The sequence below is a fragment of the Roseomonas sp. F4 genome (genome assembly GCF_053891155.1).
Window position 1 is genome coordinate 798606 of sequence record NZ_JBSSHK010000003.1, and the last position, 24439, is coordinate 823044.

The following is a 24439-nucleotide window of genomic DNA, read 5'->3' on the forward strand; positions in this document are numbered from 1 at the left end:
TCAATCGCCGGGCGGAAACCTCCGGTTTCCTTGGCTGCGCGGCACTTGCCGCGGCGCCCATTCGGGCGCTCAGACCGGTCAAGAGACCGGTCCGCCGATATCAGACAGCGTCGCCACCTCGGTCAGCAGCGCTGCGGCGGCATCGAGCAGTGGCAACAGCAGCGCCGCGCCGCTGCCCTCACCCAGCCGCAGGCCCCAGTCGAGAAAGGGCTCAAGCCCCAAAACCTCCAGCATCTGCGCATGGCCCGGCTCCGCGCCGACATGCGCGGCGATTGCCGTCTCTAGCGCGCCGGGCACCAGGCGCTGCGCCACCAGCGCCGCGGCGCCGACGATCAACCCATCCAGCACCACCGTCACGCCAAGCCGCGCGCAGCCCGCGATGCAGCCCGCCAGCGCCGAGATCTCGTAACCACAGACCGCCGCGATGGCCGCGCGCGGATCGGCCTCCGCGCGGGCGCGCAAAACGCCGGCGGCGACCACGGCCCGCTTGCGGGCCAGTGTCTCCGGATTGGCGCCGGCGCCGGGGCCGACCATCGCCTCCGGCGTCGCCCCGGTCAGCAGCGCGCCAAGCGCGGCGGCGGCGGTGGTATTGCCGATGCCCATCTCGCCCAGCGCCAGCACGGCGATACCCTCCGCCGCCGCTTCGGCCGCGATGCGCGCGCCGAGCGCCCAGGCAGCGTCGAACTGCGCCGGGCTCATCGCCGGGCCCTGGGCAAAACTCACCGTGCCGTGCCCAATGCGGGCATCGAGGAAGCCGGGCCCCGGCGCCATGCCCTCGGTGCAGGACCCCGCATCCACCAGCAGGAAATCCGCCCCCGCCGCCCGGCCCAGCGCGCTGGCGGAGGATCGCCCTTCGCGCATCAGCCGCATCATCGCCCCGGTCACGGCGGAGGGCCAAAGCCCCACCCCCTCCGCCACCACGCCGTGATCGCCGGCGAAGACCACCAGGCGGCGCGGCCGGGTGCGCGGATCGAGCCGGCGCTGGGTGGTGGCGAGCCGCGCGGCCAGGCGCTCCAGCCTGCCGAGGCTGCCGGGCGGCTTGGCCAGTGCGTCGAGACGGGCTTGCGCGTCAATCAACGGTCGCGTTCCTCTCATCGCACCTCCACGCAGGTCTCGAGGCTGTGCCGGCTTTCCCAGCCCTGCCGCGCCAACTCGGGTTCATCGGCGCTGGATTGCGGCCAGCCGATGGCGAGATAGGCGACGAGCCGCCAGCTCGGTGGCACATCCAGGATGCCCTCGACGATGTGCGGCCGAAGGATCGAGATCCAGCCGACACCAAGCCCCTCGATTCGCGCCGCGAGCCAGAGCGTGTGGATGGCGCAGACCACCGAATCGCGCAGCGTCTCCGGCTGCGTCTGCCGCCCCAGGCCATGGCCGCTCCGCGGGGCGGAGTCCATGCAGACCGCGAGATGGACGGGGGCCTCGGCCAGCCCCTCCAGCTTCAGCGCGCGATACTGTGCGGCCCGCGCATCGGCATAGATCGCGGCCGCCTCGATGTTGCAGGCCTTGAATTCGGCGCGGATCGCGGCCCTGCGTGCGGCGCTTTCGACGCGCAGGAAGCGCCAGGGCTGCGACAGCCCGACAGAGGGAGCGAGGATGGCGGCTTCCAGCAGCCGCGTGACCAAAGCCGGCGGGACCGGGTCGGGTCGGAAGCGGCGAACATCGCGCCGCCAATGCAGCAGCGCGGCGAAACCTTCCGCAAAGGTCGCTGTCTCGAAGGGCTGGGCCGGGTGCGCGGTCACGGCTCCTCCGCCGCGATCATGTGGAAGAAGCTGCCGGAGACCAGCCCGCGCTGCCCGCCGGCCGGGCCAAGGTCGCGCCCCTCGCCGTCGGCCAGCAGGGCGAAGGCCGTGTCGCGGGTGGGATCGACCTCGGTGGCGTAGTGGAATTCATGGCCGCGCAGTTGCCGCCCCGCCGGGCCGAGCGGCCCCTCGGCCAGGAGCCGCGCCCGGCGGTAGCCGAGATGCAGCCGGCGCTTCGCGAAGCTGGTGCCATGCGACAGCAGCCCGGTCATGGCGTGGTCCTGGCCCACGGCGTCGGTCAGCCCGGCGCCCAGCACCATGTAGCCACCGCATTCGCCATGCACCGGCCGTGTCGCCGCGAAATGCGCCAGCCCGGCGCGAAAGCGCCCCGCCGCGGCCAGCCGCCCGGCATGCAACTCCGGATAGCCGCCGGGCAGCCAGCAGGCGTCGCAGGAGTCGTGCGGCGCTTCATCCGCCAGCGGCGAAAAAGAAAGAATCTCGGCCCCCGCCGCGCGCCAGCCCGCCAGCACATGGCCGTAGACGAAGGAGAAGGCGGCATCGCGGGCCAGCGCGATGCGTTGCCCAGGCGGGCGCAGCGCCACGGGCGGCCGGCTGGCATGCAGGTGGAGCGGCGCGGCGGCGGCCAGGATGCCGTCCAGGTCCAGGTGCGCCTCCGCCATGGCAGCGAGTGCCGCCAGCGCCGCGGCCAAAGCCGGGTGTTCCTCCGCCTGGACCAGGCCGAGATGGCGTTCCGGCAAGGCCGGCGGCGCCTCCTTCGGAATGGCACCCAGCACCGGGATGCCGAGCGGCGCCATCGCCTCTTCCACCAAGCGGCGATGGCGCGGGCTGCCCACGCGGTTCAGCATCACCCCGGCGATGCGCACGGCCGGGTCGTGGGTGGCGAAGCCGCGCAGCACGGCGGCGGCGGTCTGCGCCTGGCCGCCGACATCCAGCACGAGTAGCACCGGCAGCCCGTGCCGCGCGCAGAGATCCGCCGCCGAGCCGCGCTGCCCCTCCGGCCCTGGAATGCCGTCGAACAGCCCCATGGCGCCCTCCGCCAGCAGCAGATCGGCCCCGTTCGCGGCCTCCGCCAGCAAAGCGTCGCGCAGCGCGGCGGGCATGGCCCAGCTATCAAGGTTCAGCCCCGGGCGGCCGGTGGCGGCGGCGTGGAAGGCGGTGTCGATGTAGTCCGGACCGATCTTGGCGGCGCGCACCGCCACGCCGCGCGCCGCCAGCGCCGCCAGCAGCCCCAGCGTCACCGTGGTCTTGCCGGCGCCGGAGCGCGGCGCCGCGATCACCAGCCCGCGCATCCCGGTCAGGCCAGCAGCCGGCTGGCATGGGCCAGCAGGCGTTCCCGCACCGCCACGATGGCGCCGATGCCGATGATGGCTGGGGAGGGGATGTCCAGCCCCGCCAGCGCATCCAGCCGGGTGAGCAGCACGGATTGGTCCGGCGTCGTCGCCCCCACCACCACGGCGGCCGGCGTCTCCGGTGCCATCCCGCCCGCCATCAGCCCGGCGACGATCGCCGGCAGCGTCCGGGTCGCCATGTAGAGCAAAATGGGCTGGCCGGTGCGGGCGAGCGCCGCCCAGTCCAGCCCGCCGCCGTTTTCCGCCGCATGGCCAGTTGCCAGGATGATGGCCTGGTTGGTCTCCCGCATCGTCGCCGGGATGGTCGCCGCCGTCATGGCGGCGAGGCCCGAAGTCAGGCCCGGCAGCACGCGGAAGGGAATGCCGGCCTCGGCCAGCGCCACCGCTTCCTCCCCGCCCCGTCCGAAGACGAAGGGGTCGCCGCCCTTCAGCCGCAGCACCCGGCGCCCGGCGCGGGCTTCCGCCACCAGCCGCGCCGAGATCTCCGCTTGGCGGGCGGAGGGGCGGCCGCCGCGCTTGCCGACGAAGGCGAGTTCGGCGCCGGGGCGGGCGAGGGCCAGCACTTCGGCCTCGATCAGCGCGTCATGGATGATGATATCGGCCTGGCCGAGGGCGGCCAGCACTTCGAGCGTCAGCAGCCCCGGGTCGCCGGGGCCGGCGCCGGCCAGCCAGACCTCGCCCGGCGCCATGCGGCGTGTCTGGGCAAGCAGGGCGGCGATGGCGTCGGTATTCATGGCCATGGCGCGGCGGCCCGCTTGGCGCTACCGGGAAGCGCATGGATGAGGGCAAGGCCTTGCGGCGCGGCTGGACCACCGGCGCCTGTGCCACGGCGGCGGCCAAGGCCGCCTATGCTGCGCTGCTTCATGGCGCCTTCCCCGATCCGGTGACCATCCGCCTGCCCGGCGGCGAAACCCCGGCCTTCGCTTTGGCACAGGCCGAATTCGTGGCGGGTGGCGCGCTGGCGGCCGTGGTGAAGGATGCCGGGGACGATCCCGATGTGACGCATGGCGCGCTGATCCTGGTGACGCTGCGGCCGCTGCCGCCGGGCGCGGGGGTGGTGTTCCGGGCCGGGCCGGGGGTGGGCATGGTGACGCGCCCCGGCCTGCCGATCCCGCCCGGCGAGCCCGCCATCAATCCCGGCCCGCGCGCCATGATCCGCGCGGCGCTGGCCGAAATCGCACCCGATCCGGATGTCGAGGTGGAGATCGCCATAGCCGATGGCGAGCGGTTGGCGGAGCGCACACTGAACGGCCGGCTGGGGATTGTCGGCGGGCTCTCCGTGCTGGGTACCACCGGCATCGTCATCCCCTATTCCTGCGCCGCCTGGATCGATTCCATCCATCGCGGCGTCGATGTGGCCCGCGCCATGGGCATCGGCCATGTGGCCGGCAGCACCGGCTCCGCCTCCGAGGCCGCGGTGCAGGCGCTGCACGGGCTGCCCGATCTGGCGCTGATCGAGATGGGCGATTTCGTCGGCGGGTTGCTGAAATACCTGCGGCGCCATCCGGTGCCGCGCGTGACCATCGCCGGCGGCGTGGCCAAGATGACCAAGCTGGCCCAGGGCCGGCTCGACCTGCATTCGAAGCGCGGCGAGGCCGACCTGGCTGCACTGGGCGCCCTGCTGCCGGATGTGGCGTTGGCCGCACGCATTGCCGCCGCCAATACCGTCGCCGAAGCCTTCGCCATCGCCGAGGCTGATGGCCACCCGCTGGGTGATGCCATCGCGGCGCGTGCCTGGGCAGTGGCTGCGGAAGCGCTCGCCCCCGCGCCCAGCGCATTGGAGGTCGTCGTCTTCGATCGCACCGGCCGGATGGTGGGCCGTGCGGATTTCGCGCCGCTGCCTCACAGCCCCTCCCTCCCGCGAAAGCGCCGCTGATAGTCGGGCGCGTACAGCGCGCTTTCGCGAAACCCCTCTGGCGCCAGAGCCGGGCCGACCAGGATCAGCGCCGTGCGCTCCACCCCCGCCGCGGCCACGACCGGCGCGATATCGGCCAGCGTGCCACGAAACAGCTGCTCATCCGGCCAGCTCGCGCGCACCACCACGGCGGCGGGGCAGTCCGCGCCGTAGAAGGGCGTCAGCTCCGCCACGATCCGCGCGAGTTGCGGCACGGCCAGGTGTATGGCGAGCGTGGCGCCCGTGGCGGCAAATGCCGAAAGTGTCTCGCCGGGCGGCATGGGGGAGGCGCGGCCCGGCATGCGGGTCAGCACCACCGATTGCGCCAGCGCCGGCACCGTCAGCTCCCGCCCCAGCACGGCGGCGGCGGCGGCGAAGGCGGGCACGCCGGGGGTCAGGGTCACGGGGATGCCGCGCGCCTCCAGCCGGCGTTTCTGCTCGGCGATGGCGGAATAGATGGAAAGATCGCCGGAATGCAGCCGCGCCACATCCTGCCCGGCTTCGTGGGCGGCGACGCATTCGGCCTCGATCTTATCCAGGCTCAATGGTGCCGTATCCACCAGCCGCGCGCCGGGCGGGCAATGGGCCAGCATCTCGCGCGGGATGATGGAGCCGGCGAACAGGCAGACCGGGCAGCTTGCCAGAATGTCCCGCCCGCGCAGCGTCAGCAGATCCGCCGCCCCTGGCCCGGCGCCGATGAAATGCACGGTCATGGGGTGGTCTCCGCCAGGGCGCAGGTGACGGCGCGGGCCACGGAGACGCGCGGCCCCAGCAGCCGCGCGCCCGGCCCGGCGGAGGCCAGCGCCGCTGCCTCGGCCAGTGAAGGCAGGCCCGTCTCGGCCAGGACCCGCGCGGAATGGCTGAGGCAGCCGGGCGCGGCCGCCAGCAGGGCCGGCTGCGCCACGGCGTCGAGCGACAGGCCCAGCGCCGTCGCCGCCGCGCGAAGGCCTGGTTCCTCCGCCTTGGTGGCGCTGGTGGCCAGCCGTGCCAGTTCCGCCGGCCGACGCCCGGCCGTTCTTAGCGCCAGGGCGACGGCCGCCGTCACATCCTCGGCCAGCGCGCCACGTCGGCAGCCTAGACCTGCGACCATCATGGCTGGTGCCAGACCCATTGGGTGACCGGCATGGCCGGGCGCCAGCCCGTCATCCCGCCCACGGCGACCGCGCGGGAAAGGCCGATGCGCAGCAGCTCGCCGCCCAGCATGGCGTGGCGGGCCAGCAGCAGCGCCTCGGTCTCCAGCGTCACCGCATTGGCGACGAAGACGCCGCCCGGCTTCAGCGCCGCCAGCGCAGCGTCGAAGACACCCGGATCATTCGCGCCGCCGCCCAGGAACACCGCATCCGGCGGCGGCAACCCGGCCAGCGCGGCGGGCGCCTCGCCCACAACCAGGCGCAGGCCGGGCACGCCGAGGGCGGCCGCATTGGCCTGGGCGCGCGCCGCGCGATCCGGCCGCGCCTCGATGCCGATGGCGCGGCAGGCGGGATGCGCCAGCATCCATTCGATGCCGATGGAGCCTGCCCCCGCCCCCACATCCCAGAGCAGCCCGCCGGGGAAGGGCCGCAGCGCGGAGAGGGTGATGGCGCGCACCTCCCGCTTGGTCAGTTGCCCGTCATGCTGGAACAGATCGTCCGGCAGGCCGGGCGCGCGCGGCAGCCAGCGCGCATCCGGCCCGGCCAGGATCTCGATGGCCAGCGTGTTCAGCGGATGGAGGCCGTCGAGTGCGAAACCCTCCGCCGTGGCGTGGCGCAGGCGTTCATCCGGCCCGCCCAGCGCCTCCAGCACCGTCATCCGGCTGCCGCCAAAACCCTGTGTGGCCAGCAGGGCGGCGATGGCGGCGGGCTGGGCGGCGTCGCTGGTCAGCAGGATCAGCCGCGCGCCCGGATGCAGATGCGGGCGCAGCAGCGCCGGATCTCGGGCATGCAGGGACAGCACCGTCACCTCCGCCAGCGGCCAGCCCATCCGGGCGGCGGCGAGGCTGGCGGCGGAGGCCTGCGGGAAGCCCCGCGCCTCATCGGCCGGAAGCGCCCGCAGCAGGGTGGCGCCGACGCCGTGCCACATCGGATCGCCGGAGGCGAGCACCGCCACCGCCTGCCCGCGCAGCGCCAGCACCGGCGCCACGCTGAAGGGGGACGGCCAGGGCTGCGCCGCGCCGGTGATGCCGCCGGCCGCCAGCCGCAGATGTCGCGCGCCGCCAAACACAGTGCCTGCGCCGGCCAATGCTTCGCGCGCGGCCTCGCCCAGCCCGGCCAGGCCGTCCTCGCCCAGCCCGATGATGGACAACCAGGGCGCGGCGCGCGAAGCCTCATCCATGCGACCACACCTTTTGCTGCTGGGAGGCACGACCGAGGCACGCGCGCTGGCCTTGCGGCTGGCAGAGCGCGCCGATCTCACCGTCACGCTGTCGCTCGCCGGCCGAACCTTGAACCCGGTGGCCATGCCGGTGCCCGTGCGCAGCGGCGGTTTTGGCGGGGCGGAGGGGCTGGAGGCGTTTTTGCGCGAGCATCGCGTCACAGCGCTGCTGGATGCGACGCATCCCTATGCCGCACGCATCTCCGCCAATGCCGCGTTGGCCGCGTGCCGGGCCGGGGTGCCCCTGCTGGTGCTGCACCGCCCGGCCTGGCTGGCCGAGCCTGGGGATGACTGGCGCTCGGTGGCCGATGTCGCGGCGGCCTGCGCGGCGCTGGGGTCGGCGCCGCGCCGCGTCTTCCTGGCGCTCGGCCGGCAGGAGGTGGCGGGTTTTGCCGCGGCGCCACAGCACCGCTACCTGATCCGCAGCGTGGACCCCATCACGCCGCCGCCGCCCATGCCGGAGGTGACCTGCCTGACCGCCCGCGGCCCCTTCACCCTGGCCGATGAGGAAGCCCTGCTGGACGCGCACGGCATCGAAGCCATTGTCTGCAAGAACAGCGGCGGGGTCGCGAGCTTCGCCAAGCTGGTCGCCGCCCGCGCCCGCCGCCTGCCGGTGTTCCTGCTGGAACGCCCGGCCCTGCCGGAGGCGCAGCAGGTCACGACGGTGGAAGCGGCGCTCGACTGGCTCGATCATGCGCTGAGCCGCCGCGCGGTATAGGCCAGCGGCGCCAGGCCGGGCCGGGGCACGATGCGGGTGTGCAGCGTGCCGATGATGATGCAGCTCGCCATGCTGGCGGGCTGCGCGGCGGCCTCCGCCAGCGGCACGATCACCACCTGCTCCGCCGCGCGCGCCACGGCATGGCCGAAGATCACCGGCACCTCCGGCGGCAGGTGCCGTTCCAGGCAGGCGAAGGCCGCGCCCAGCTGCCAGGGCCGCGCCCGGCTGATGGGATTGTACAGCGCGATGGCGAAGCCGGCGCCCGCCGCCGCCGCCAGCCGCTGCTCCACCACCGGCCAGGGCTTCAGATTGTCCGACAGCGAGATGGCGCAGAAATCATGCCCGAGCGGCGCGCCGGCCTTTGCGGCCAGGGCTAGCATGGCGGTGATGCCGGGATGCACTTCGAGCTCCACCGCGCGCCATTCCGGCCGGCCGTGCTCAATGGCCTCGCAGACCGCGGCGGCCATGGCGAAGACACCGGGATCACCGCCCGTCACCATGGCGACGCGCGCCCCAGCGGCGGCGGCCTCCAGCGCGGCCGCGGCGCGGTCCATCTCCTCGCGGTTGTCGGTGGGGTGGCGCTGCTGGCCCGCGCGTTCGGGCACGCGCGCGAGATAGGGGCCGTAGCCATACAGCGCCTCCGCCGCCGCCAGCGCTGCGGTCGCGGCGGGGGTGATCAGCGCCGCACCACCCGGGCCGATGCCCACCACATCCAGGCGCCCTGTCATTGCGCCCAGCCCGGCACGAGGATCAGCGAGAAATAGGGCGCGGGCGACGCATCGCGCTCGGCCAGCCGCAGCACGCGCTGCACCGGGGTGCCGACATGCTCCGCATAGAGCGCCTGGTCCAGCCGTCCCGCACGCGCCAGCGCGGCGCGCACCCTGGGCAGGTTGCGGCCGAGCTTCATGATGACCGCGGCCTCCGTGCCCGCCAGCCGTGTGGCCAGCGAGGCCTCGTCCAGCGTGCCTTGCAGCACGGTCAGCACATCATCGCCCTGCGCGATGGGCAGGCCGGCCAGCGCCCAGGCGCCGGACATGGCGCTGATGCCGGGCACCACCTCGGTCGGGTAGCGATGCGCCAGGCGCAGATGCAGATGCATGTAGGAGCCGTAGAACAGCGCATCCCCCTCGCTCGCCACTGCCACGTCGCGGCCGGCTTCCAGGTGGCCGGCGATGGTGGCGGCGGCCTCGTCGTGGAAGGCATCCAGCGCGGCGCGATAGGCCGGGTCGCTACGGGGGATTTCGGTGGTGACGGGGTAGAGCAGCCGCAGTTCCACCACCCCCGGCCGCAGCCGATCCGCGATGATGGCGCGCGCATGGCTGGCGCTGCCCTGCTTGGCGAAATACGCGACCACCGACACGGCATCGAGCAGCCGGGCCGCCTTCAACGTCATCAGCTCCGGATCGCCGGGACCGAGGCCCAGCCCGTAGAGCCGTCCTGTCACAGTCCGGGCCTCGCCAGCGCATTGAGCGCGGCCGCTGCCATGGCGCTGCCGCCCATCCGGCCGCGCACCACGGCCCAGGGAATGTCGAGCGGCGCAGCCATCAGCGCCTCCTTCGATTCGGCGGCGCCAACAAAACCCACCGGCATGCCGATGATCGCGGCCGGGCGCGGGGCGCCCGCTGCCAGCATGTCCAGCAAATGGAACAGCGCGGTCGGCGCATTGCCGATGACGACCACCGCGCCAGCCAGATTCGCGCCCCACAGGGACATCGCGGCGACGGAGCGCGTATTGCCCATCGCCGCCGCCATCTCCGGCACGCGCGGGTCGCGCAGCGTGCAGATCACCGCATTGTCGGCGGGCAGGCGGGCGCGGGTGACGCCGCGCGCCACCATCTCGGCATCGCAGAAGATGGGCGCGCCGGCCCAGAGCGCGGCACGGCCGGCGGCGACGAAGCCGGGCGCGAAGGCGAAATGGGCGGCGGCCTCCACCAGCCCGCAGGCATGGATCATCCGCACCGCCACATCCTCCTCCTCCGCCGAGAAGCGCGCGAGGTCCGCCTCGGCGCGGATGATGGCGAAGGAGCGCTCATAGATCGCCGCTCCGTCGCGGATATAGTCATGCATCGGCGGCAAACTCCCGCGCCAACAGGGCGCGCGCTTCCTGGGGGTGGAGGTGATGGGCCACCGTGTCGCCCGCCCGTCCGTGCCGGATCAAGCCCAGCCCTCGCGGCGTGCCGACCAGGGTGCGGGTGGCGGGGCGCGGATGAGCACAGCCCTTGGCGCAGCCCGAGACATGCAATAGGGCGCCCGGTGGCACCAGCGGCGCCAGCGCGGCGGCCATCGCGCGCGTATCTAGCAGCGCGGAAGCGCAACCGGGCGCGCCAGTGCAGGCGGCAACGCGGCGGCGCGGATCGTCCGGCTGCGTGATCAGGCCGAGCGCGTCCGCCTGGCGGCGCAACCCCGCCGGGTCCGGCACGCCAAGCGCCAGCAACACGCGGCCCGGCGCGCCGCGCAGCGCCCGCGCGCCGCTGGCCTCCGCGAAGGCGATCAGCGCCGCGGCCTCCAGCCGGCCGAAGGGCAGGCCGACGCCGAGTGCAACGCCTGTGCGGAGCCTGTGCACGCCGATGGCCTCCGGCGCCGGGGCCGCAGGCGGGGCAGGGGCCGGGGCCAGCATCCGCGCGGCGGCGGCGCGGGACTCGGCCGAAGGCGCGCGCGTGCCATCCCGCGCCATGGCGTCCAGCAGAAGCAGGGTCGCGGCCAGGACGGCTTCGGCATCGCCCAGGCCAAGCCATTCCTCGCCGCAGCCCAGCAGCCAGCCCTGCGGCCGCGCCACCAGCCGCAGATCCGCGGTTTCGCCGGCCAGATGCAGCGCGCCACCGCCATCGACCAGCACCGTCGCCTTGGGCGGCAGGCCGGCGGGCGCGGCGGCGCCGATGCCTTCGGCGAGGCGGCGTGGATCCGCCACCTCCTCCACGGCGTCGCCCGCCAGCGGCGAGGTCATCACCAGCGCGCCGCGCGGCCAGTCCGGTGGCACCAGGCTTTCCGCGAGGTCCAGCGTTTCGGCGCGGAGCCCGCGAATCTGCACGCTGCCGCGCGCGGTGATGTCGAGCAGCCCATTGCCGGCACGCCGCGCCGCCTGCGCCAGCGCCACCCAGGCGGCGGGCGGCATGGTGGCGGGTGGCAGCCGGGCGAGCAGCCCGTCACCGGTCTGCATCGGGGCCGCGAGGCTCGGGCAGGCGCCGCGCCGCATCAGCCGGGCTCCATCAGCAGCGCCAGCTCGGCGGGGATCGCATTGCCGCGCGGGTGCCACAGCCCGCGCCGCAGCGCTGCCCCCAGGCGCAGCGCGATGGCCCGCGCGGCGGCCGGATTTTCGCGCCGCAGGAAGTCGCGCACCGCCGCGTCCCGCACATAGGCGGCGTGGACGCGGTCGAGTAGCGCGCTGTCCACCGCGTGGGTGGTTTCCGCAAAAGCCACCAGCCGGTCCACCGTCTCCGCCAGTTCGGAGGCCCCGCGCGGGCCGTGCCGCATCTGGCCGGCGAGGAAGCGCGGATCGACCGCGCGGCCCAGCACCAGCCGGCGCAACGCATCCTCCAGCGTCCGGGCGCGTGGGCGGGCGGGGTCGGTGGTGTCCAGGGTAATTAAACGGGGCGCCCCCCCCAGCGCCGCCGCCGCCGCCGCAAAGCCGCCGAGATGCGCGACATCGGCGCCGCCTTGCAGCAGGTCCCGCCCCGGATCGTCGCCGGGATGCAGCAGCGCATCGGCCGTGGCGACCCGCGCGCCAAAGCCCGCATCGGGCGTCGCCTCGCCGCCGGCCCCGCCATAGCGGTGGGAGGCGCCGGCGAGATAGGCGCGGCCCAGCTCCTCCCGCGCCGTCCAACTGCCGGTGGCCAGCGCATCCTCCAGCCCCGCGCCATAGGCCCCGGGGGGCGCGCCAAAGATGCGGGCCAGGGAATGGCCGGCCAGCCGGGCCTCGGCCAGCGGATTTTCCTCCGCCGTCTCGTCGCGCGCTGCCACGGCGCGCACGGCGGCATCCAGCAGGGCGATCTGTGCCGGGAACAGGTCGCGGAACAGGCCGGAGATGCGCCAGGTGACATCGACGCGCGGCCGCCCCAGCACCGCCGGCGGTTGCACCTCCACCCCGGTAACGCGGCCCGTCGCCCGGTCCCAGATCGGCACGCAGCCAAGCAACGCTAGGCCTTGGGCGATCTCCTCCCCGCCGGTGCGCAGCGTGGCGCTGCCCCAGAGGTCCAGCACCAGGCGGCGCGGCGCCTCGCCCTGCTCCTGCGCATAAAGCCGCAGCGCCTCCGCCGCCGCCAGGCGGCCGAGCTCCATGGCGGTGGGGGTGGGCAGGCCGCGCGGGTCGGTGGCGGTAAGGTTGCGGCCGGTGGGCATCACGTCGCGACGGCCACGGGCGGGCGCGCCGGAGGGGCCGGGCGGGACGTGCCGCGCATCCAGCGCCGCCAGCAGCCCGGCGCGTTCCGCTTCGGCGCAGGCGGCGCGTTCCGGCGTCGCCCCGGGCGCGGCGCGGCCATAGATGTGCTGGCCGTCCTGGATGGCCAGCTCCTTCACATCGCAGATCCAGGCATCCAGTGCGCGCAGCCGGTCATCGGGGTCGGCGGGGAGGGCAGGCAGGCTGGGCACGGACTCGGCGGCCTGCTGGATGAGCTGCGCCAGACGCTCGCGACGGCGGCGGTCCATGCCGTCCGCGGCGGCGAATTCGTCGAGCAGGCGGTCGAGGTCGTGCAGCTCCGGCGCCAGGCCGGGCGTGGTCAGCGGCGGCGGCAGGTGGCCGAGCGTGACCGCGGCGATGCGCCGCTTGGCCTGCGCCGCCTCGCCGGGGTTGCTGACCAGGAAGGGATAGACCACGGGCAACGCGCCGAGGATACGCTCGGGGAAGCAATCGGCGGTCAGCGCCACGGCCTTGCCGGGCAGCCATTCCAGCGTGCCATGCGCGCCCATATGGACCAGCGCATGCACGTTTTGTGCGTGACGCAGCCAGAGGCCGAAGGCGCGCAGCGCATGGCGCGGTGGCAAGGCGGGATCGTGATAGGTGGCGCGGCGATCGCTGGCGCGGCCACGATCCGGCGCCACGGCCAGCAGGATGTTGCCGCAAGGCACGGTACGGAAGCGGAAGGCGCCCTCGGCGACGTCCGGGTCCTGATCCGGCGCGCCCCAGGCGTCGTCCTCGGCGCCGCCCAGTGCCGCGTAGTCAGCCACGGGCCAGCTTGCGGCGGGCGTGGCCAGCGCATCCAGCAGGGCGCGCGGCGTGGGCGGCGCCTCGCCCAGGCTGTAGCCGGCGGCACACAGATCCTCGAGCAGCGCCAGCACGCTGGCCGGCACGTCGAGCCCCACGGCATAGCCGGTGCGGCCGCCCGCGCCGGGGTAGTCGGGCAACAGGATGGCCAGCCGCCGTTCGGCGGGCGGCGTGGTGCGCAGGCGCAGCAGCGCCATCACCCGCGCGGCCAGTTGCGCCACGCGGTCAGGCTCGGCGCGGTTCACCTGGCGGGTGAAGCCCAGCGCGGCATCGCTCGGTGCCTGATCCTTGAAGCCGATGGCGCCGCCCAGCACGCGGCCATCCAGCTCCGGCAGCACCACATGCATGGCGAGGTCCGCCGCCCCCAGGCCGCGCGCCCCGCCGACCCAGGCGGTGCGGGAAGTGGTGGCGATGACGGCCTGGATCACCGGCACGCCACAGGCCGCCAGCACGGGCTGGTCCTGCCCCTCGGCGAAGGCGGTGCAGGCGATGATCAAAGCGGGGTTCAGCCGGGGCAGTTCGGCGCGAAGGAAGGCGACCGCGCCGGGCTCCTTCAGGCTGGCGACGAAGATCGGCACGGGCACCGCGCCCTGGGCGGCCAGCGCTTCCGCCAGCGCGGTCACCGGCGCCGCATCCTCCGCCAGCTGCATGGAGCGGTAGAAGATGATCGGCACCACCGGCCGTGATTCGTCCTGCACGGGTGGGGCGGCTCGGAAACCTGCCAGCGGCAGGGTCTCGGCCTCGGTCAGCTCGAGCGTGGTGCCCGCGTACCGCGCCATGCGCCGCAGCACGCCGCCGAGATGCGCCACGCCGCCCGCGCGAAAGCCGGCCAGCAGCGCCGCGCAATCCTCCGGCGGCAGGGTGGACAGCGCAGGCAGGCGCGGGTCCGCCCGGTCCTCGCCCGGCAGCACAGCCAGGGCGATGCCGCGTTCGCGGCAAAATGCCGAAAGTTGCTCGGCGCCGTAGCGCCACCAATCCAGCCCGCCCAGCAGCCGCAGCACGATGATGCGCGCGCCCACCGCCGTGCGGTCCAGCCAGAGGTCCACCGACATCGGGTGGCGCAGTTCCCGCAACGGCACCAGGCGCAGGGCGGGCAGCACATCCCGCTCCACCTCCCAGGCCGCCGCGAGGCCCGCGAGGTCACTGTCGGTAAAACTGAGCACCGCCATCGGCGCGGGTGGCTGGCGGAGGTCAACGGGCTCCGTCTGCTCATCCAGCGTCGCGGTGGTGGTGTTCAGCAGGTGCATGGATTCAGACGGCGGCCAAAGCGTCGGCGACGGCGGCCGCGTCGAAGCCATGCAGGCCAAGCACCACCAGATGCCCCGTCCGCGCCTCGCCCGGCGCCCAAGGGCGGTCGAAGTGATGGCCGACGCGCTGGCCCACCGCCTGCACCAGCAGCCGCATCGGCTTGCCCTGCACCGCGCCGAACCCCTTGGCACGCAGCACCCCCGGCACGGCGCAGGCGGCGGCGACACGGCGGGCGAGTGCTGTGGCGTCCGTCACCTCTGGCAGCGGCAGGACCACGGAATCGAAATCCTCGTGATCGTGGTCCTCCTCATTGTCGTGATGCGTTCGGCGGGCCTCGATGTCCGATTCGGTGGCGAGGCCGAGGCCCAGCAGCAGCGCCGGCGCAATGCGACCTTCCCGCGCCTCCAGCACACCGATGGCGCGCGGCAGGGCGGCGGCCAGCGCGGCGCGGGCGCGGGCCAGCGCATCGGCGTCCAGCAGGTCCGCCTTGGTCAGCACGATCAGGTCGGCGCAGGCCACCTGGTCTTCGAACACCTCCTCGACCGGGTCGTCATGGTCGAGCGCCGGATCGGCCGCGCGCTGGGCGGCGAGCGCCGCCTCGTCATGCGCGACGCGGCCCTCCGCCAGTGCCGCGCCATCCACCACCGCGATCACGCCATCCACCGTGACGCGGCCCTTGATGGCGGGCCAGAGGAAGGCCTGCACCAGCGGCTTGGGCAGAGCGAGGCCCGAGGTCTCGATCAGGATGTGATCGGGGCGCGGCTCCCGCGCCAGCAGCTTGTCGAGCGTCGGCACGAAGTCATCGGCCACGGTGCAGCAGATGCAGCCATTGGCGAGTTCCACGATATCCGCCTCGGCGCAGGCGGCGATGCCGCAGCCGCGCAGGATCTCGGCATCCATGCCGATATCGCCAAATTCGTTGACGATGACGGCCAGGCGCCTGCCGCCCGGATTTTCCAGCAGATGCCGGATCAGCGTGGTTTTTCCGGCGCCGAGAAAGCCGGTGACGATGGTGCAGGGCACCTTCTGCAAACTGGTGCTCATGGGGCGGGCTCCGCGGGCGAAAAGTCGAAGGGGGGGATGCGGGCGATCATGTTGCGCTTCAGCAGATCGGGCCGCCCCTGCCAGGGCATCAGCCCATCCGCCGAGCCGCCGAGCAGGGCGGCGCCCTTTTGCAGGGCCTCCGGCGCGCTCTCGATGTCGAGCTGGCCGAAGACGTAGCTCCAGCCGCCTGGGCGGACGATGGCGGCGGCGGGGCCGCGCTTGCAGCTCGACAGGCATTTGACGGGCTGGACGCGGAAGAGACCGGGGGTGGAGGTGGCGGCCTCGGCCAGGGCGGCGCCGGCGCGCGGCGCATCGGCGGCGTCACCCTCCCGCTTGCAGGTGGTGCAGACGAAGATCACGACGTCGGGCGACACACAAAACCTCCTGCCCGGCGCGGCGCGCGGGCAAAAGGGGTGCGTGCGGCGCGCGCCAGCCGGCGCGCCCCTGCCAAAATGGCCATGCTCCGAGGCACCCCGCCCGGCGCGTCCTGTGTTCGAGGGCAGGTCTCCTGGCTCACGGATCGCCGCTGGGCATCGTCTTCCCGGGCTGGAGTCGCGTGACTCCGGGGCCCAGTGACAATTGATGCCTGCTCACCGTTCACAGTTGCGGGGGCAGCTTCGGCCTGGGGCGGGGAGGCCCCTTCCGAATTCCCTTTTCATCCCCCTTCCGGGGGAACCTTCGAACCCGCGCATCAAGCGTCGCGGGGCGGGCCGTGTCAATCGCAGCCGCATCGGGCATGCTGGGGGGGTGAAAACCCTGACCTTGATCCTGGGGGGCGCGCGGTCCGGCAAGAGCCGGCGCGCGGAGACGCTGGTGACAGCGCTGCCCCCGCCCTGGACTTACATCGCCACCGCCGAGGCTTTTGATGCCGAGATGGAAGCGCGAATCGCCGAACACCGCGCCCGTCGTGCGGAGGGTTGGGACACGCTGGACGCACCGCGCGACCTGCCGGCGGCGCTCGCCCGCGCCCGCCCGCCGGTGCTGGTGGATTGCCTGACGCTGTGGCTGTCCAACCTGATGCTGGCCGAGGCCGATCTGGCGGCCGCGCAATCCGCCTTGGAGTCGGCTTTGCTGGCCCGCACCGGCCCGGTGGTGCTGGTTTCGAACGAGGTGGGCTCGGGCATCGTGCCCGCCACCTCGCTCGGCCGGCGTTTCCGGGATGCGCAGGGCGTGCTGAATCAGCGCATGGCGGCGCTGGCGGATCATGTGGAACTGGTGGTGGCGGGTCTTCCGCTGCGGCTGAAATGAAGGAGCGCGGGCAATGAGCGACGACGAAGCCGCGCGCCACCGTGCCAAGATGGAAGCCCGCAAGGCGGTGCAGGATGCGGAAGTCGCCTCCAAGACCATCACCCAGAAGGGCCTGCTGATCGTCCACACCGGGCCGGGCAAGGGCAAGTCCACCGCCGCCTTCGGTCTGGCGCTGCGCATGCTGGGCACGGGCGGGCGCGTCGGCGTGGTGCAGTTCATCAAGGGCGCCTGGGAGACCGGGGAACGCGCCGCGCTGACGCAATTCGGCGACCGGGTGCGCTGGCACACGATGGGGGAAGGCTTCACCTGGGAAACCCAGGACCGCGCTCGCGACGTGGCGGCGGCGGCGCGGGCCTGGGAGATGGCGCGCGACATGCTGGCGGACCCCGCCATCGACCTGCTGCTGCTGGACGAGCTGAACATCGCGCTGCGCTACGACTATCTGCCGCTGGATGGGGTGTTGGCCGACCTCGCCGCGCGCCGCCCGCTGCTGCATGTGGTGGTCACCGGGCGCAACGCGAAGCCGGCGCTGATCGAGGCCGCCGATCTCGTCACCGAGATGGGCGCCCAGAAGCACCACTTTGCCGCAGGCGTTAAGGCGCAGAAGGGCATCGAATTCTGATGGCTCTGGCGTTGATGTTCCAGGGCACCGGCTCCGATGTCGGCAAGTCGCTGATCGTCGCCGGGCTGGCGCGCGCCTTCACGCGGCGCGGGCTGAGGGTGCGACCCTTCAAGCCGCAGAACATGAGCAACAACGCCGCCGTGACGGCCGATGGCGGGGAGATCGGGCGCGCCCAGGCCTTGCAGGCGCGCGCGGCCTGCGTCCAGCCCTCGGTGCATATGAACCCGGTGCTGCTGAAGCCGCAGAGCCTGGTGGGCGCGCAGATCATCGTCCAGGGGCGCGTGGTGGGACAGGCGCGGGCTGCGGAATACCAACGCCTGAAGCCCGGCTTCATGGCCGCCGTGCTGGACAGTTTTGGGCGGATGCGGGCCGAGGCGGATATCGTGCTGGTGGAGGGCGCGGGCAGCGCGGCGGAGGTCAATCTTCGCGCCAACGACATTGCCAATATGGGTTTCGCACGCGCCGCCGGCGTGCCGGTGGTGTTGATCGGCGATATCGACCGGGGTGGCGTCATCGCTAGCATTGTGGGGACGCATGCGGTGCTCGACGCCGAGGATGCCGCGATGATCGGCGGCTTCATCGTCAACCGTTTTCGGGGCGACCCTTCGTTGTTCGCGGACGGCATGGCGCTGATTGCGGCGCGCACCGGCTGGGCGGCGCTCGGGCTGGTGCCGCATTTGCCCGATGCCTCCAAGCTTCCCGCCGAGGATGCTCTGGCGCTGGACCATCCGCTGGCCCGCAAGCCCGGCGCGAAGCTGCGCATCGCCGTGCCCATCCTGCCCTCCATCGCCAATTTCGACGACCTCGATCCGCTGGTGGCGGAGCCAGAGGTGGAGGTGATCCGCGTGCGGCCAGGCCAAGCGCTGCCGGGCGACGCGCAGCTGGTGATTCTGCCCGGCTCCAAATCCACGCTTGCCGATCTGCGCGTGCTGCGGGCGGCGGGGTTAGATGTGGATATCGCGGCCCATCTGCGGCGGGGTGGGCATGTGCTTGGGCTCTGTGGCGGCTACCAGATGCTCGGGCGCAGCCTTGCCGATCCCGAGGGCGTGGAAGGCCCGCCGGGCAGCGCGCCGGGCCTGGGGTTGCTGGAGGTGGATACCATTTTGGCCGGCAACAAACGCCTGGTGCCGGTGCACGGCCAGAGCCACGACGGCGCGGCGCTCTCTGGCTACGAGATGCATATGGGCCGCACCGAAGGTCCCGCTTGCGCCCGGCCCTTTGCCACCCTGGCGGAAGGCGGCGCGGAGGGCGCGGTCTCGCCGGATGGGCGCGTGACAGGCACCTATATCCACGGCCTGTTCGGCGCCACGGCACAGCGCGCCGCCTGGCTCGCGCGCTTCGCCGCCGGCGCGCCACGGCTGGATCATGAGGCGCAGGTGGAGGCGGCGCTGGATGCGCTGGCGGCGCATCTGGAAGCGTATCTGGACCTGGACGCGCTGCTCAGCCTGGCAGCGCGAGGAACAGCGCCACCAGCAGGCCGATGAGCAGCGCATCGGCCGTGCGATAGAGGCGCAGCGCGGCGCGGATATCGGCCGCGGTGGCGTTGCGCCGGCCGTCGCCCATGAAGGCATCCTCCACCAGCACGCCGCCATACTGGCGCGGCCCGGCCAGAGCGAGGCCCAACGCGCCGGCCATGGCCGCTTCCGGCCAGCCGGCATTGGGGGAGCGATGGCGGCCCGCATCGCGCCGCAGCGCCCGCCAGGCTGCGCGCGCATCCATCCCCGGCAGCAGCGAGGCGGCCGCGATGATGGCCAGGCCCGAAAGGCGCGAGGCCGGCAGGTTCACCCCATCGTCGCAGCGCGCCGAGGCCCAGCCGAAGGCCTCGTGCCGCGGGGTGCGATGGCCGATCATGCTGTCCGCCGTGTTCACCGCCTTGTAGATCGCCGCCCCCGGCAGCCCGCCCACCGCCATCCAGAAGGCGGGGGCGACAACGCCGTCGGAAAAGTTCTCGGCCAGGCTCTCGATGGCGGCGCGGGCGACGCCGGCCTCATCCAGCGAGAGCGGGTCCCGGCCGACGATATGGGACACCGCCTCCCGCCCCGCCTCCAGCCCACCCCGTTCCAGGGCCGTCGCCACGCGGGCCACATGGTCGTGCAGGCTGCGCTGGGCGAGCAGGCTGCTGGCCAGCAGCGCCAGGGCCAGCAGGCCAAAGGGCAGTGCCAGCAGGGCCGATTGCAGAAGCAGCCCGACACCGCCCGAAACGCCCACCAGCACCAGCAGCGCCACCACGCCGGCCGCGCGGCGTGTGGCGAAGCCGCGGGCGGCCTGGTTCCAGCGATGGTCCAGGATCGAGATCAGGCGCCCGATCCAGATCACCGGATGGCCGATCCGGTCCACCAAGCGCTGCGGATAGCCAAGCGCCGCTTCCAGCAGCAGCGCGAGTAGCACCAGCCCGATCACGCCAGCGCCGCCGCGAGCCGGGCGAGTCCGGCGTCATCCGCCGGCAGGCCGATGCGCAGCCGATCGGGCCAATGCGCGAAGCCGCGCACCAGGATGCCGGCGCGGCCCAGCCGGTCGAAAGTGCCGGGCGTGGCCTCCACGAAGCGGAACAGCGGCGTGCCGCCCAGCACGCGCAGCCCGCCCGCCGCCAGCACGCCGTCCAGCCGCGCGGCCGCCTGCCGCAGCCAGGTCCGCTGCGCCGCGGCCCAGCCGTTATCGGCCAGCGCGGTGAGGCCGGCCTGCAAGGCCGGTCCGGACACCGCCCAGGGGCCGAGCAGCGCCTCCAGCCGCGCCGCCACGGCCTCCGGCGCCACCGCGAAGCCGAGGCGCAGCCCGGCCAGCCCGTGGAACTTGCCGAAGGAGCGCAGCACGACCACGCCGCCGCCGGGGATCAGCTCCAGGGCACTTGGCAGCTCCGGATCGGTGTCTAGAAAAGCCTCGTCCACCACCAGCAGACCGCCTGCCGCGCGCTGCTTGTTGGCGAGTTCGGCCAGCGCCTCGGCCGGTAGAATGCGGCCGGTCGGGTTGTCGGGGTTCACCACGGTGGCGAGGCTGGCCGGCACCAGCGCGGCCAGGGTCGCGACCTCCCGCGTTTCATGCCCGGCCAGCGCGGCGGCGCGGGCGTGTTCGGCATAGGTGGGGCCGAGGATGCGCGCGGTGCCGGGCGGGCGCAGCGCTGCGATCATCGGCAGCAGGATCTGCGTGCCCGGCGCGGCGACCACCCGCGCGCCCGGCGGCACGCCCCAGCGAGTCGCCGTCAGGGCACAGAGCGCGGCGAGCTCCGCGGGCTCCGGCAGGCGGGTGACGCAATCGGGCGGCAGGGGCGGCAGCGGATAGGCGCGGGGGGCGATGCCGGTCGACAGGTCGAGGAAAGGCGCGGGCGCCCCCGGGAAGCGCCGGCGCGCGGCATCCAGATTGCCACCATGGGCGAGGGGAGGGGCGGCGCGGTCCATGCGGCCTCTAACTCGCGCCGTCCGCGCGCGACGGCAAGCGGCCTCAAGTGATGATGTTATTGAATAACATCACAGATCAGATGCGTGTCGCCGCCTCTGCACAAGCGGGGCAGGTGCCCACCAGCTCCACCACTTGGCTGTCCACCCGGAAGCCGGTGCGATCGCCCAGCACGCCCAGCACGGCGGCGAGCGCCGCATCTTCCAGGTCCCGCACCGAGCTGCATTCGCGGCACACGGCGAAGGCAGAGGGATGGGCGTGGTCGTCATAGGGGGCGGGGGTGCAGCCACAGCTGCCTTGCGTGCTGACGCTGGCCACGAAGGCGTTCAGGCTCTCGATCCGATGCACCAGGCCGGATTCGCGCAAGGAGTCGAGCGCCCGATAGACGGTCTGCGGCCCGCGGACGCCATCCGGGGCGAGGCGTTCGAGCACCTCATAGGCGGTCATCGCCCGGCCCGGCTGCGTGCGCAGCACGCGCATCACAAGCGCCTGGTTGCGCGACAGCCCGGCCCGCACAGCCTCGGCCGGCGCGGCCACGAAAGCGTTTCGGACGGCCATGCCGGAGCCGAGCTGGGAGAAGGGAACGCTCTTGCACATATTGTGATCTTATCACATAGGCCTGCGGATGACACCTCATCCTACGCTGTCAGGCCTGCCGAATCGTACCCCCCAGCCAGGCACTGAGACTCGCGCCGTCTGGCCCGACCGGGCGGCGCGCTTCTATGCCATGTCGCTGGACCGCTCCGACTATGGCGCGGCCATCGCCGGCGCGCTGGGCCGCGAGGTGCCGGCCAGCCTGCTGGATATCGGCGCAGGGGCGGGCCACCCCGTCGCGCCCTGGCTGCCCGCGGAGGCCCGCTGGACCGCGTTGGAGCCGAACCGATACCTGCGCGCCCGGCTCGGCCGACTGCACCGTAGCGGCCGGCGCGGTCTTCGCCCGATGGCGGCGCGGTGGGAGGCGCTGCCCGACCTCGGCCTTGCGCCACATGACTGGGCCTTTGCCGCCAATATCGGCGCGACCCTCACCGCGCCACGCGCCCTGCTCGGCCGCATGCGCGCGCTGGCGCGGCGGCGCGTGGTCTGGGTGGTGCCGGCCCAGCAGGGGCCGCGCCGCTGGTGCCTCGCCGGCGCGCTGCCGGCCACCTTGCACGGCGAGGATGAAACGCCCGCGCTGCGGCAAGTGTTGGCGGCCCTCGGTCCCGAGGCGCCGCACGACATCCGCCTCGCACCCTGGACCTTTCGGGCGCATTTCACGGGTCTCGATGCCGCGCTGGCGCATTGCGCCGCGCAGCTCGCCTTGCCGCCCGGCGCCGCCGCCCGGGACACGCTGGCCGAAACGCTGGCCGCCACAGCCGAGCCGCTGCCCTGCGGCGGCGTCGCCCTGGCCGCGCCGAAACTTTCCGCCCTTCTGATCTGGAATCTGTGATCGATGCGACAGCTTCTCCTGGCCGGCTCCGCCCTTGCCGTGCTCGCGGCCCCGGGCCTGACGCCCGCCGCGGCCCAAGGCGGGCCGCGGCCACAGGAGACGACGCTGGATGATCTGGTGGTCACCGCCACGCGTCGGCCGGAGCCACGCTCGGCCCTGGCCGGCACGGTGCAGGTGATCGACGAGGCCACGATCCGCGCGAGCACCGCCCAGAATCTGACCGACCTGCTGGCCGAGAATGCCGTGGGCTTCTTCAGCGAATGGACGCCGGGGCAGACCAGCATCAACATCCGCGGTGGCGCCTCCGACGGCCAGGGGCGCGACTTTCGCAGCCAGGTGCTGGTGCTGGTGAATGGCCGGCGCGCCGGCACCGCCAACCTCTCCAAGCTCAGCCCGGCGGAGGTGGCGCGCATCGAGGTGATTCGCGGTCCGGCGAGCGTGGTCTATGGCAGCCAGGCGATCGGCGGCGTCATCAACCTGATCCTGCGCGACGGCCTGAATTCCCCCGGCGGCCAGGCCGAGATTCGCACCGGTTCCTGGGGCCTGCTGGACGGGCGCGTCGGCCAGGGTGGCGCCGTGCCGGATTCGGGCGTGGATTATTATCTCGGAGTCGCCGGCGGGAGGCGCGATTCCTACAGCGCCGGCGGTGGCCGCGAACAGGGCGGCACGCAGTGGAACCGGATGGGGGCGCTGGGCGCGCTCGGCGTGCAGACGGGCCTCGGCCGCCTCGCCACCACGCTGCGGACGGATGGCATCTACGATGCGGGCTTTCGGGGCTCCGCCTGGAACACCACCAATAGCGAGGACCGCACCAACGCCTCGGCCGATGTCACGCTGGATGGCGCGACGCCGGATGACCGCTTCCGCTGGTTCGGCCAGTTCTACGCGGTGCGCGACCAGGATGATTTCCGCTGGCGATCGCCGGTGCTGCGCAGCAGCGCCGGGCTGCCTGTGCCCGGCACCGATTCCGACCACAACGAACGCACGCTGGATATCCTGGGCCTACGACTGCAGCCTTCCATGCGGCTGTGGCAGGGGGCGGAGCTGGTGACGGGGCTGGATGTGGAGCATTCCACCCTGCGCTCCACGCGTACGCGAGTCGGCCTGCCGGGCAGCGGCATCACCACCCAGGTCTCGCCCTATGACAATGATCAGACCGAGCAGACGCTCGGCCTGTTTTCCGAACTGTCGCAGCGGTTGCTGGATGATCGGCTGACGCTGCGCGCCGGCGTGCGCCAGAGCTGGGGTGAGACGCAGCTCGATGCCACCGACAACCAGCCCCTGCTGCGGCTGCGCAGCGCCAATTACGACGCCACCACCTGGTCCGCCGGCGCCAGCCTGCGCGTGGCGGAAGGCGCCGTGCTGCGCGCCAATGCCGCGACGGGATTCCGGGCGCCGACGGCCACCGACCTCGCCGCCGATTTCACCGCGCTCGGCGGCGGCCGCACCTTCGGCAATCCGGATCTGAAGCCCGAGACCAGCGTGCAATACGAGGTCGGCGCCGCGCTGTTCCGCCCGGGCTGGCGGGCTGATCTGGCGCTGTTCCAGAACACCATCAGCGACCGTATCACCACCGCCGCGCGGCCCGGCGTGGCCAATACCTCCGACTACGTGAACAATCCCGGCGACATCGTGGTGCGCGGGGTGGAGCTGCAATGGCAGGGCGATGTGGCGCGCGCGCTGGGCATCACCGATTGGCGCTGGACCACCTTCGCCAATGCCTCCTGGAATTTCGACATGGTCGATGAGGGCGCGCAGCTGGGCCCGACGGTCAATACCCGTACGGCGCAGCGCATGTACCGCTACCAGGCGGCGCTCGGCACCACGGTGGGGCAGCCGCGCTGGGATGTCACCGTGATGGGCGTGCTGCGCGGCCCGATGTACTACGACACGGAGGAGAATCTCGTGGTGCCGACGGCCGAGCCGTACCGCAGCTTCATCCATCGCAAGGACCCAGTCTGGGTGTGGAACCTGCGCGGCAGCTTCCAGCCGGCGCCCGATGCGGCGCCCGGCCTGCGCATCTTCGGCGCGATCAACAACGTCTTCGACACCAACTACCACCCGATCTTCATAGCCACCGCTGGTGGTTCCGAGGCCGATGCCCGCTTTGCGAATGGCGGGCTGGGCAATTCGGCACCGGGGCGGGAATTCCTGGCCGGGCTGCGCGTGTCATTCTGAGGCTTTCGCGCCG

24 protein-coding genes and 1 riboswitch are annotated in these 24439 nt (G+C 73.1%); of the genes, 7 read left to right on the top strand and 17 right to left on the bottom strand.

What is annotated here, in order from left to right:
- Nucleotides 1-78 precede the first annotated feature (78 nt).
- From cobT to cobA, 4 genes are read right to left on the bottom strand one after another with little or no spacing between them, the layout of a single operon-like run.
- Complete coding sequence (gene cobT, locus ACVFYP_RS16065; RefSeq protein ID WP_499201192.1) at nucleotides 79-1077, bottom strand: nicotinate-nucleotide--dimethylbenzimidazole phosphoribosyltransferase; 999 nt, start codon at nucleotides 1075-1077, stop codon at nucleotides 79-81.
- A gap of 14 nt (nucleotides 1078-1091) precedes the next feature.
- Complete coding sequence (gene bluB / locus ACVFYP_RS16070) at nucleotides 1092-1742, bottom strand: 5,6-dimethylbenzimidazole synthase (protein WP_499201193.1); 651 nt, start codon at nucleotides 1740-1742, stop codon at nucleotides 1092-1094.
- Nucleotides 1739-3052 carry a cobyrinic acid a,c-diamide synthase CobB gene (locus ACVFYP_RS16075; protein ID WP_499201194.1) on the bottom strand — a complete coding sequence of 438 codons (1314 nt, stop codon included), beginning with the start codon at nucleotides 3050-3052 and terminating at the stop codon, nucleotides 1739-1741. Before ACVFYP_RS16075 ends, bluB begins: the two co-directional genes overlap by 4 nt.
- Nucleotides 3053-3057: 5 nt before the next feature.
- On the bottom strand, nucleotides 3058-3852 hold the full coding sequence (gene cobA / locus ACVFYP_RS16080) for a uroporphyrinogen-III C-methyltransferase (RefSeq protein WP_499201195.1): 795 nt from the start codon (nucleotides 3850-3852) through the stop codon (nucleotides 3058-3060).
- 35 nt (nucleotides 3853-3887) lie between these two features.
- On the opposite strand from cobA, the gene ACVFYP_RS16085 reads away from it, so the two are divergent.
- The gene (locus ACVFYP_RS16085; RefSeq protein ID WP_499201196.1) at nucleotides 3888-4988 is read left to right on the top strand and encodes a cobalt-precorrin-5B (C(1))-methyltransferase; all 1101 of its coding nucleotides are present in this window, start codon (nucleotides 3888-3890) and stop codon (nucleotides 4986-4988) included.
- Here ACVFYP_RS16085 and cobM read toward each other — a convergent pair.
- Genes cobM through cbiE form a run of 3 tightly spaced genes read right to left on the bottom strand, consistent with a single transcriptional unit; the run spans nucleotide 4955 to nucleotide 7316 of the window.
- Entirely contained in the window at nucleotides 4955-5719 is a 765-nt protein-coding gene (cobM, locus tag ACVFYP_RS16090; RefSeq protein WP_499201197.1) for a precorrin-4 C(11)-methyltransferase, read from the bottom strand. The genes ACVFYP_RS16085 and cobM overlap by 34 nt on opposite strands.
- On the bottom strand, nucleotides 5716-6099 hold the full coding sequence (locus tag ACVFYP_RS16095; protein WP_499201198.1) for a cobalamin biosynthesis protein: 384 nt from the start codon (nucleotides 6097-6099) through the stop codon (nucleotides 5716-5718). Before ACVFYP_RS16095 ends, cobM begins: the two co-directional genes overlap by 4 nt.
- A complete protein-coding gene (cbiE, locus tag ACVFYP_RS16100; RefSeq protein ID WP_499201199.1) occupies nucleotides 6096-7316 on the bottom strand; it encodes a precorrin-6y C5,15-methyltransferase (decarboxylating) subunit CbiE in 1221 nt (406 codons plus the stop codon). The genes ACVFYP_RS16095 and cbiE overlap by 4 nt, the downstream gene beginning before the upstream one ends.
- On the opposite strand from cbiE, the gene ACVFYP_RS16105 reads away from it, so the two are divergent.
- Entirely contained in the window at nucleotides 7315-8073 is a 759-nt protein-coding gene (locus tag ACVFYP_RS16105) for a cobalt-precorrin-6A reductase (RefSeq protein ID WP_499201200.1), read from the top strand. The two genes, cbiE and ACVFYP_RS16105, sit on opposite strands and share 2 nt — an antisense overlap.
- Here ACVFYP_RS16105 and ACVFYP_RS16110 read toward each other — a convergent pair.
- The 7 genes from ACVFYP_RS16110 to ACVFYP_RS16140 are packed head-to-tail and all read right to left on the bottom strand — an operon-like array spanning nucleotide 8046 to nucleotide 15936.
- Nucleotides 8046-8801 carry a precorrin-3B C(17)-methyltransferase gene (locus ACVFYP_RS16110; RefSeq protein ID WP_499201201.1) on the bottom strand — a complete coding sequence of 252 codons (756 nt, stop codon included), beginning with the start codon at nucleotides 8799-8801 and terminating at the stop codon, nucleotides 8046-8048. The genes ACVFYP_RS16105 and ACVFYP_RS16110 overlap by 28 nt on opposite strands.
- Nucleotides 8798-9517 carry a precorrin-2 C(20)-methyltransferase gene (locus ACVFYP_RS16115; protein WP_499201202.1) on the bottom strand — a complete coding sequence of 240 codons (720 nt, stop codon included), beginning with the start codon at nucleotides 9515-9517 and terminating at the stop codon, nucleotides 8798-8800. The genes ACVFYP_RS16110 and ACVFYP_RS16115 overlap by 4 nt, the downstream gene beginning before the upstream one ends.
- A complete protein-coding gene (locus ACVFYP_RS16120) occupies nucleotides 9514-10140 on the bottom strand; it encodes a precorrin-8X methylmutase (protein WP_499201203.1) in 627 nt (208 codons plus the stop codon). Before ACVFYP_RS16120 ends, ACVFYP_RS16115 begins: the two co-directional genes overlap by 4 nt.
- Nucleotides 10133-11266 (bottom strand): ferredoxin-like domain-containing protein, encoded by a 1134-nt coding sequence (locus ACVFYP_RS16125; protein WP_499201204.1) that lies wholly within the window; start codon nucleotides 11264-11266, stop codon nucleotides 10133-10135. The genes ACVFYP_RS16120 and ACVFYP_RS16125 overlap by 8 nt, the downstream gene beginning before the upstream one ends.
- On the bottom strand, nucleotides 11266-14517 hold the full coding sequence (gene cobN / locus ACVFYP_RS16130) for a cobaltochelatase subunit CobN (protein ID WP_499201205.1): 3252 nt from the start codon (nucleotides 14515-14517) through the stop codon (nucleotides 11266-11268). The genes ACVFYP_RS16125 and cobN overlap by 1 nt, the downstream gene beginning before the upstream one ends.
- A gap of 4 nt (nucleotides 14518-14521) precedes the next feature.
- Entirely contained in the window at nucleotides 14522-15562 is a 1041-nt protein-coding gene (gene cobW / locus ACVFYP_RS16135) for a cobalamin biosynthesis protein CobW (protein ID WP_499201206.1), read from the bottom strand.
- Nucleotides 15559-15936 carry a DUF1636 family protein gene (locus tag ACVFYP_RS16140; protein ID WP_499201207.1) on the bottom strand — a complete coding sequence of 126 codons (378 nt, stop codon included), beginning with the start codon at nucleotides 15934-15936 and terminating at the stop codon, nucleotides 15559-15561. The genes cobW and ACVFYP_RS16140 overlap by 4 nt, the downstream gene beginning before the upstream one ends.
- Before the next feature lie 107 nt (nucleotides 15937-16043).
- A riboswitch (cobalamin riboswitch) is annotated at nucleotides 16044-16257 on the bottom strand.
- 52 nt (nucleotides 16258-16309) lie between these two features.
- Between ACVFYP_RS16140 and cobU the strand changes: the two genes are divergently transcribed.
- The 3 genes from cobU to ACVFYP_RS16155 are packed head-to-tail and all read left to right on the top strand — an operon-like array spanning nucleotide 16310 to nucleotide 18916.
- The gene (cobU, locus tag ACVFYP_RS16145) at nucleotides 16310-16810 is read left to right on the top strand and encodes a bifunctional adenosylcobinamide kinase/adenosylcobinamide-phosphate guanylyltransferase (protein ID WP_499201208.1); all 501 of its coding nucleotides are present in this window, start codon (nucleotides 16310-16312) and stop codon (nucleotides 16808-16810) included.
- A gap of 13 nt (nucleotides 16811-16823) precedes the next feature.
- Complete coding sequence (cobO, locus tag ACVFYP_RS16150; RefSeq protein WP_499201209.1) at nucleotides 16824-17432, top strand: cob(I)yrinic acid a,c-diamide adenosyltransferase; 609 nt, start codon at nucleotides 16824-16826, stop codon at nucleotides 17430-17432.
- Nucleotides 17432-18916, top strand: a complete 1485-nt coding sequence (locus ACVFYP_RS16155) for a cobyric acid synthase (protein ID WP_499201210.1) — start codon at nucleotides 17432-17434, stop codon at nucleotides 18914-18916. The genes cobO and ACVFYP_RS16155 overlap by 1 nt, the downstream gene beginning before the upstream one ends.
- Here ACVFYP_RS16155 and cbiB read toward each other — a convergent pair.
- The 3 genes from cbiB to ACVFYP_RS16170 form a co-directional block, all read right to left on the bottom strand.
- Nucleotides 18873-19832 (bottom strand): adenosylcobinamide-phosphate synthase CbiB, encoded by a 960-nt coding sequence (cbiB, locus tag ACVFYP_RS16160; RefSeq protein WP_499201211.1) that lies wholly within the window; start codon nucleotides 19830-19832, stop codon nucleotides 18873-18875. The genes ACVFYP_RS16155 and cbiB overlap by 44 nt on opposite strands.
- Nucleotides 19829-20824, bottom strand: a complete 996-nt coding sequence (cobD, locus tag ACVFYP_RS16165) for a threonine-phosphate decarboxylase CobD (RefSeq protein WP_499201212.1) — start codon at nucleotides 20822-20824, stop codon at nucleotides 19829-19831. Before cobD ends, cbiB begins: the two co-directional genes overlap by 4 nt.
- A gap of 76 nt (nucleotides 20825-20900) precedes the next feature.
- Nucleotides 20901-21419, bottom strand: coding sequence for a Fur family transcriptional regulator (locus ACVFYP_RS16170; RefSeq protein ID WP_499201213.1), 519 nt, complete (start codon nucleotides 21417-21419; stop codon nucleotides 20901-20903).
- Nucleotides 21420-21447: 28 nt separating this feature from the next.
- Here ACVFYP_RS16170 and ACVFYP_RS16175 point away from each other — a divergent pair, with 28 nt between their 5' ends.
- Both ACVFYP_RS16175 and ACVFYP_RS16180 read left to right on the top strand, forming a co-directional pair.
- Nucleotides 21448-22248, top strand: coding sequence for a class I SAM-dependent methyltransferase (locus ACVFYP_RS16175; RefSeq protein ID WP_499201214.1), 801 nt, complete (start codon nucleotides 21448-21450; stop codon nucleotides 22246-22248).
- A gap of 3 nt (nucleotides 22249-22251) precedes the next feature.
- The gene (locus tag ACVFYP_RS16180; protein ID WP_499201215.1) at nucleotides 22252-24426 is read left to right on the top strand and encodes a TonB-dependent receptor; all 2175 of its coding nucleotides are present in this window, start codon (nucleotides 22252-22254) and stop codon (nucleotides 24424-24426) included.
- Nucleotides 24427-24439: the final 13 nt, after the last annotated feature.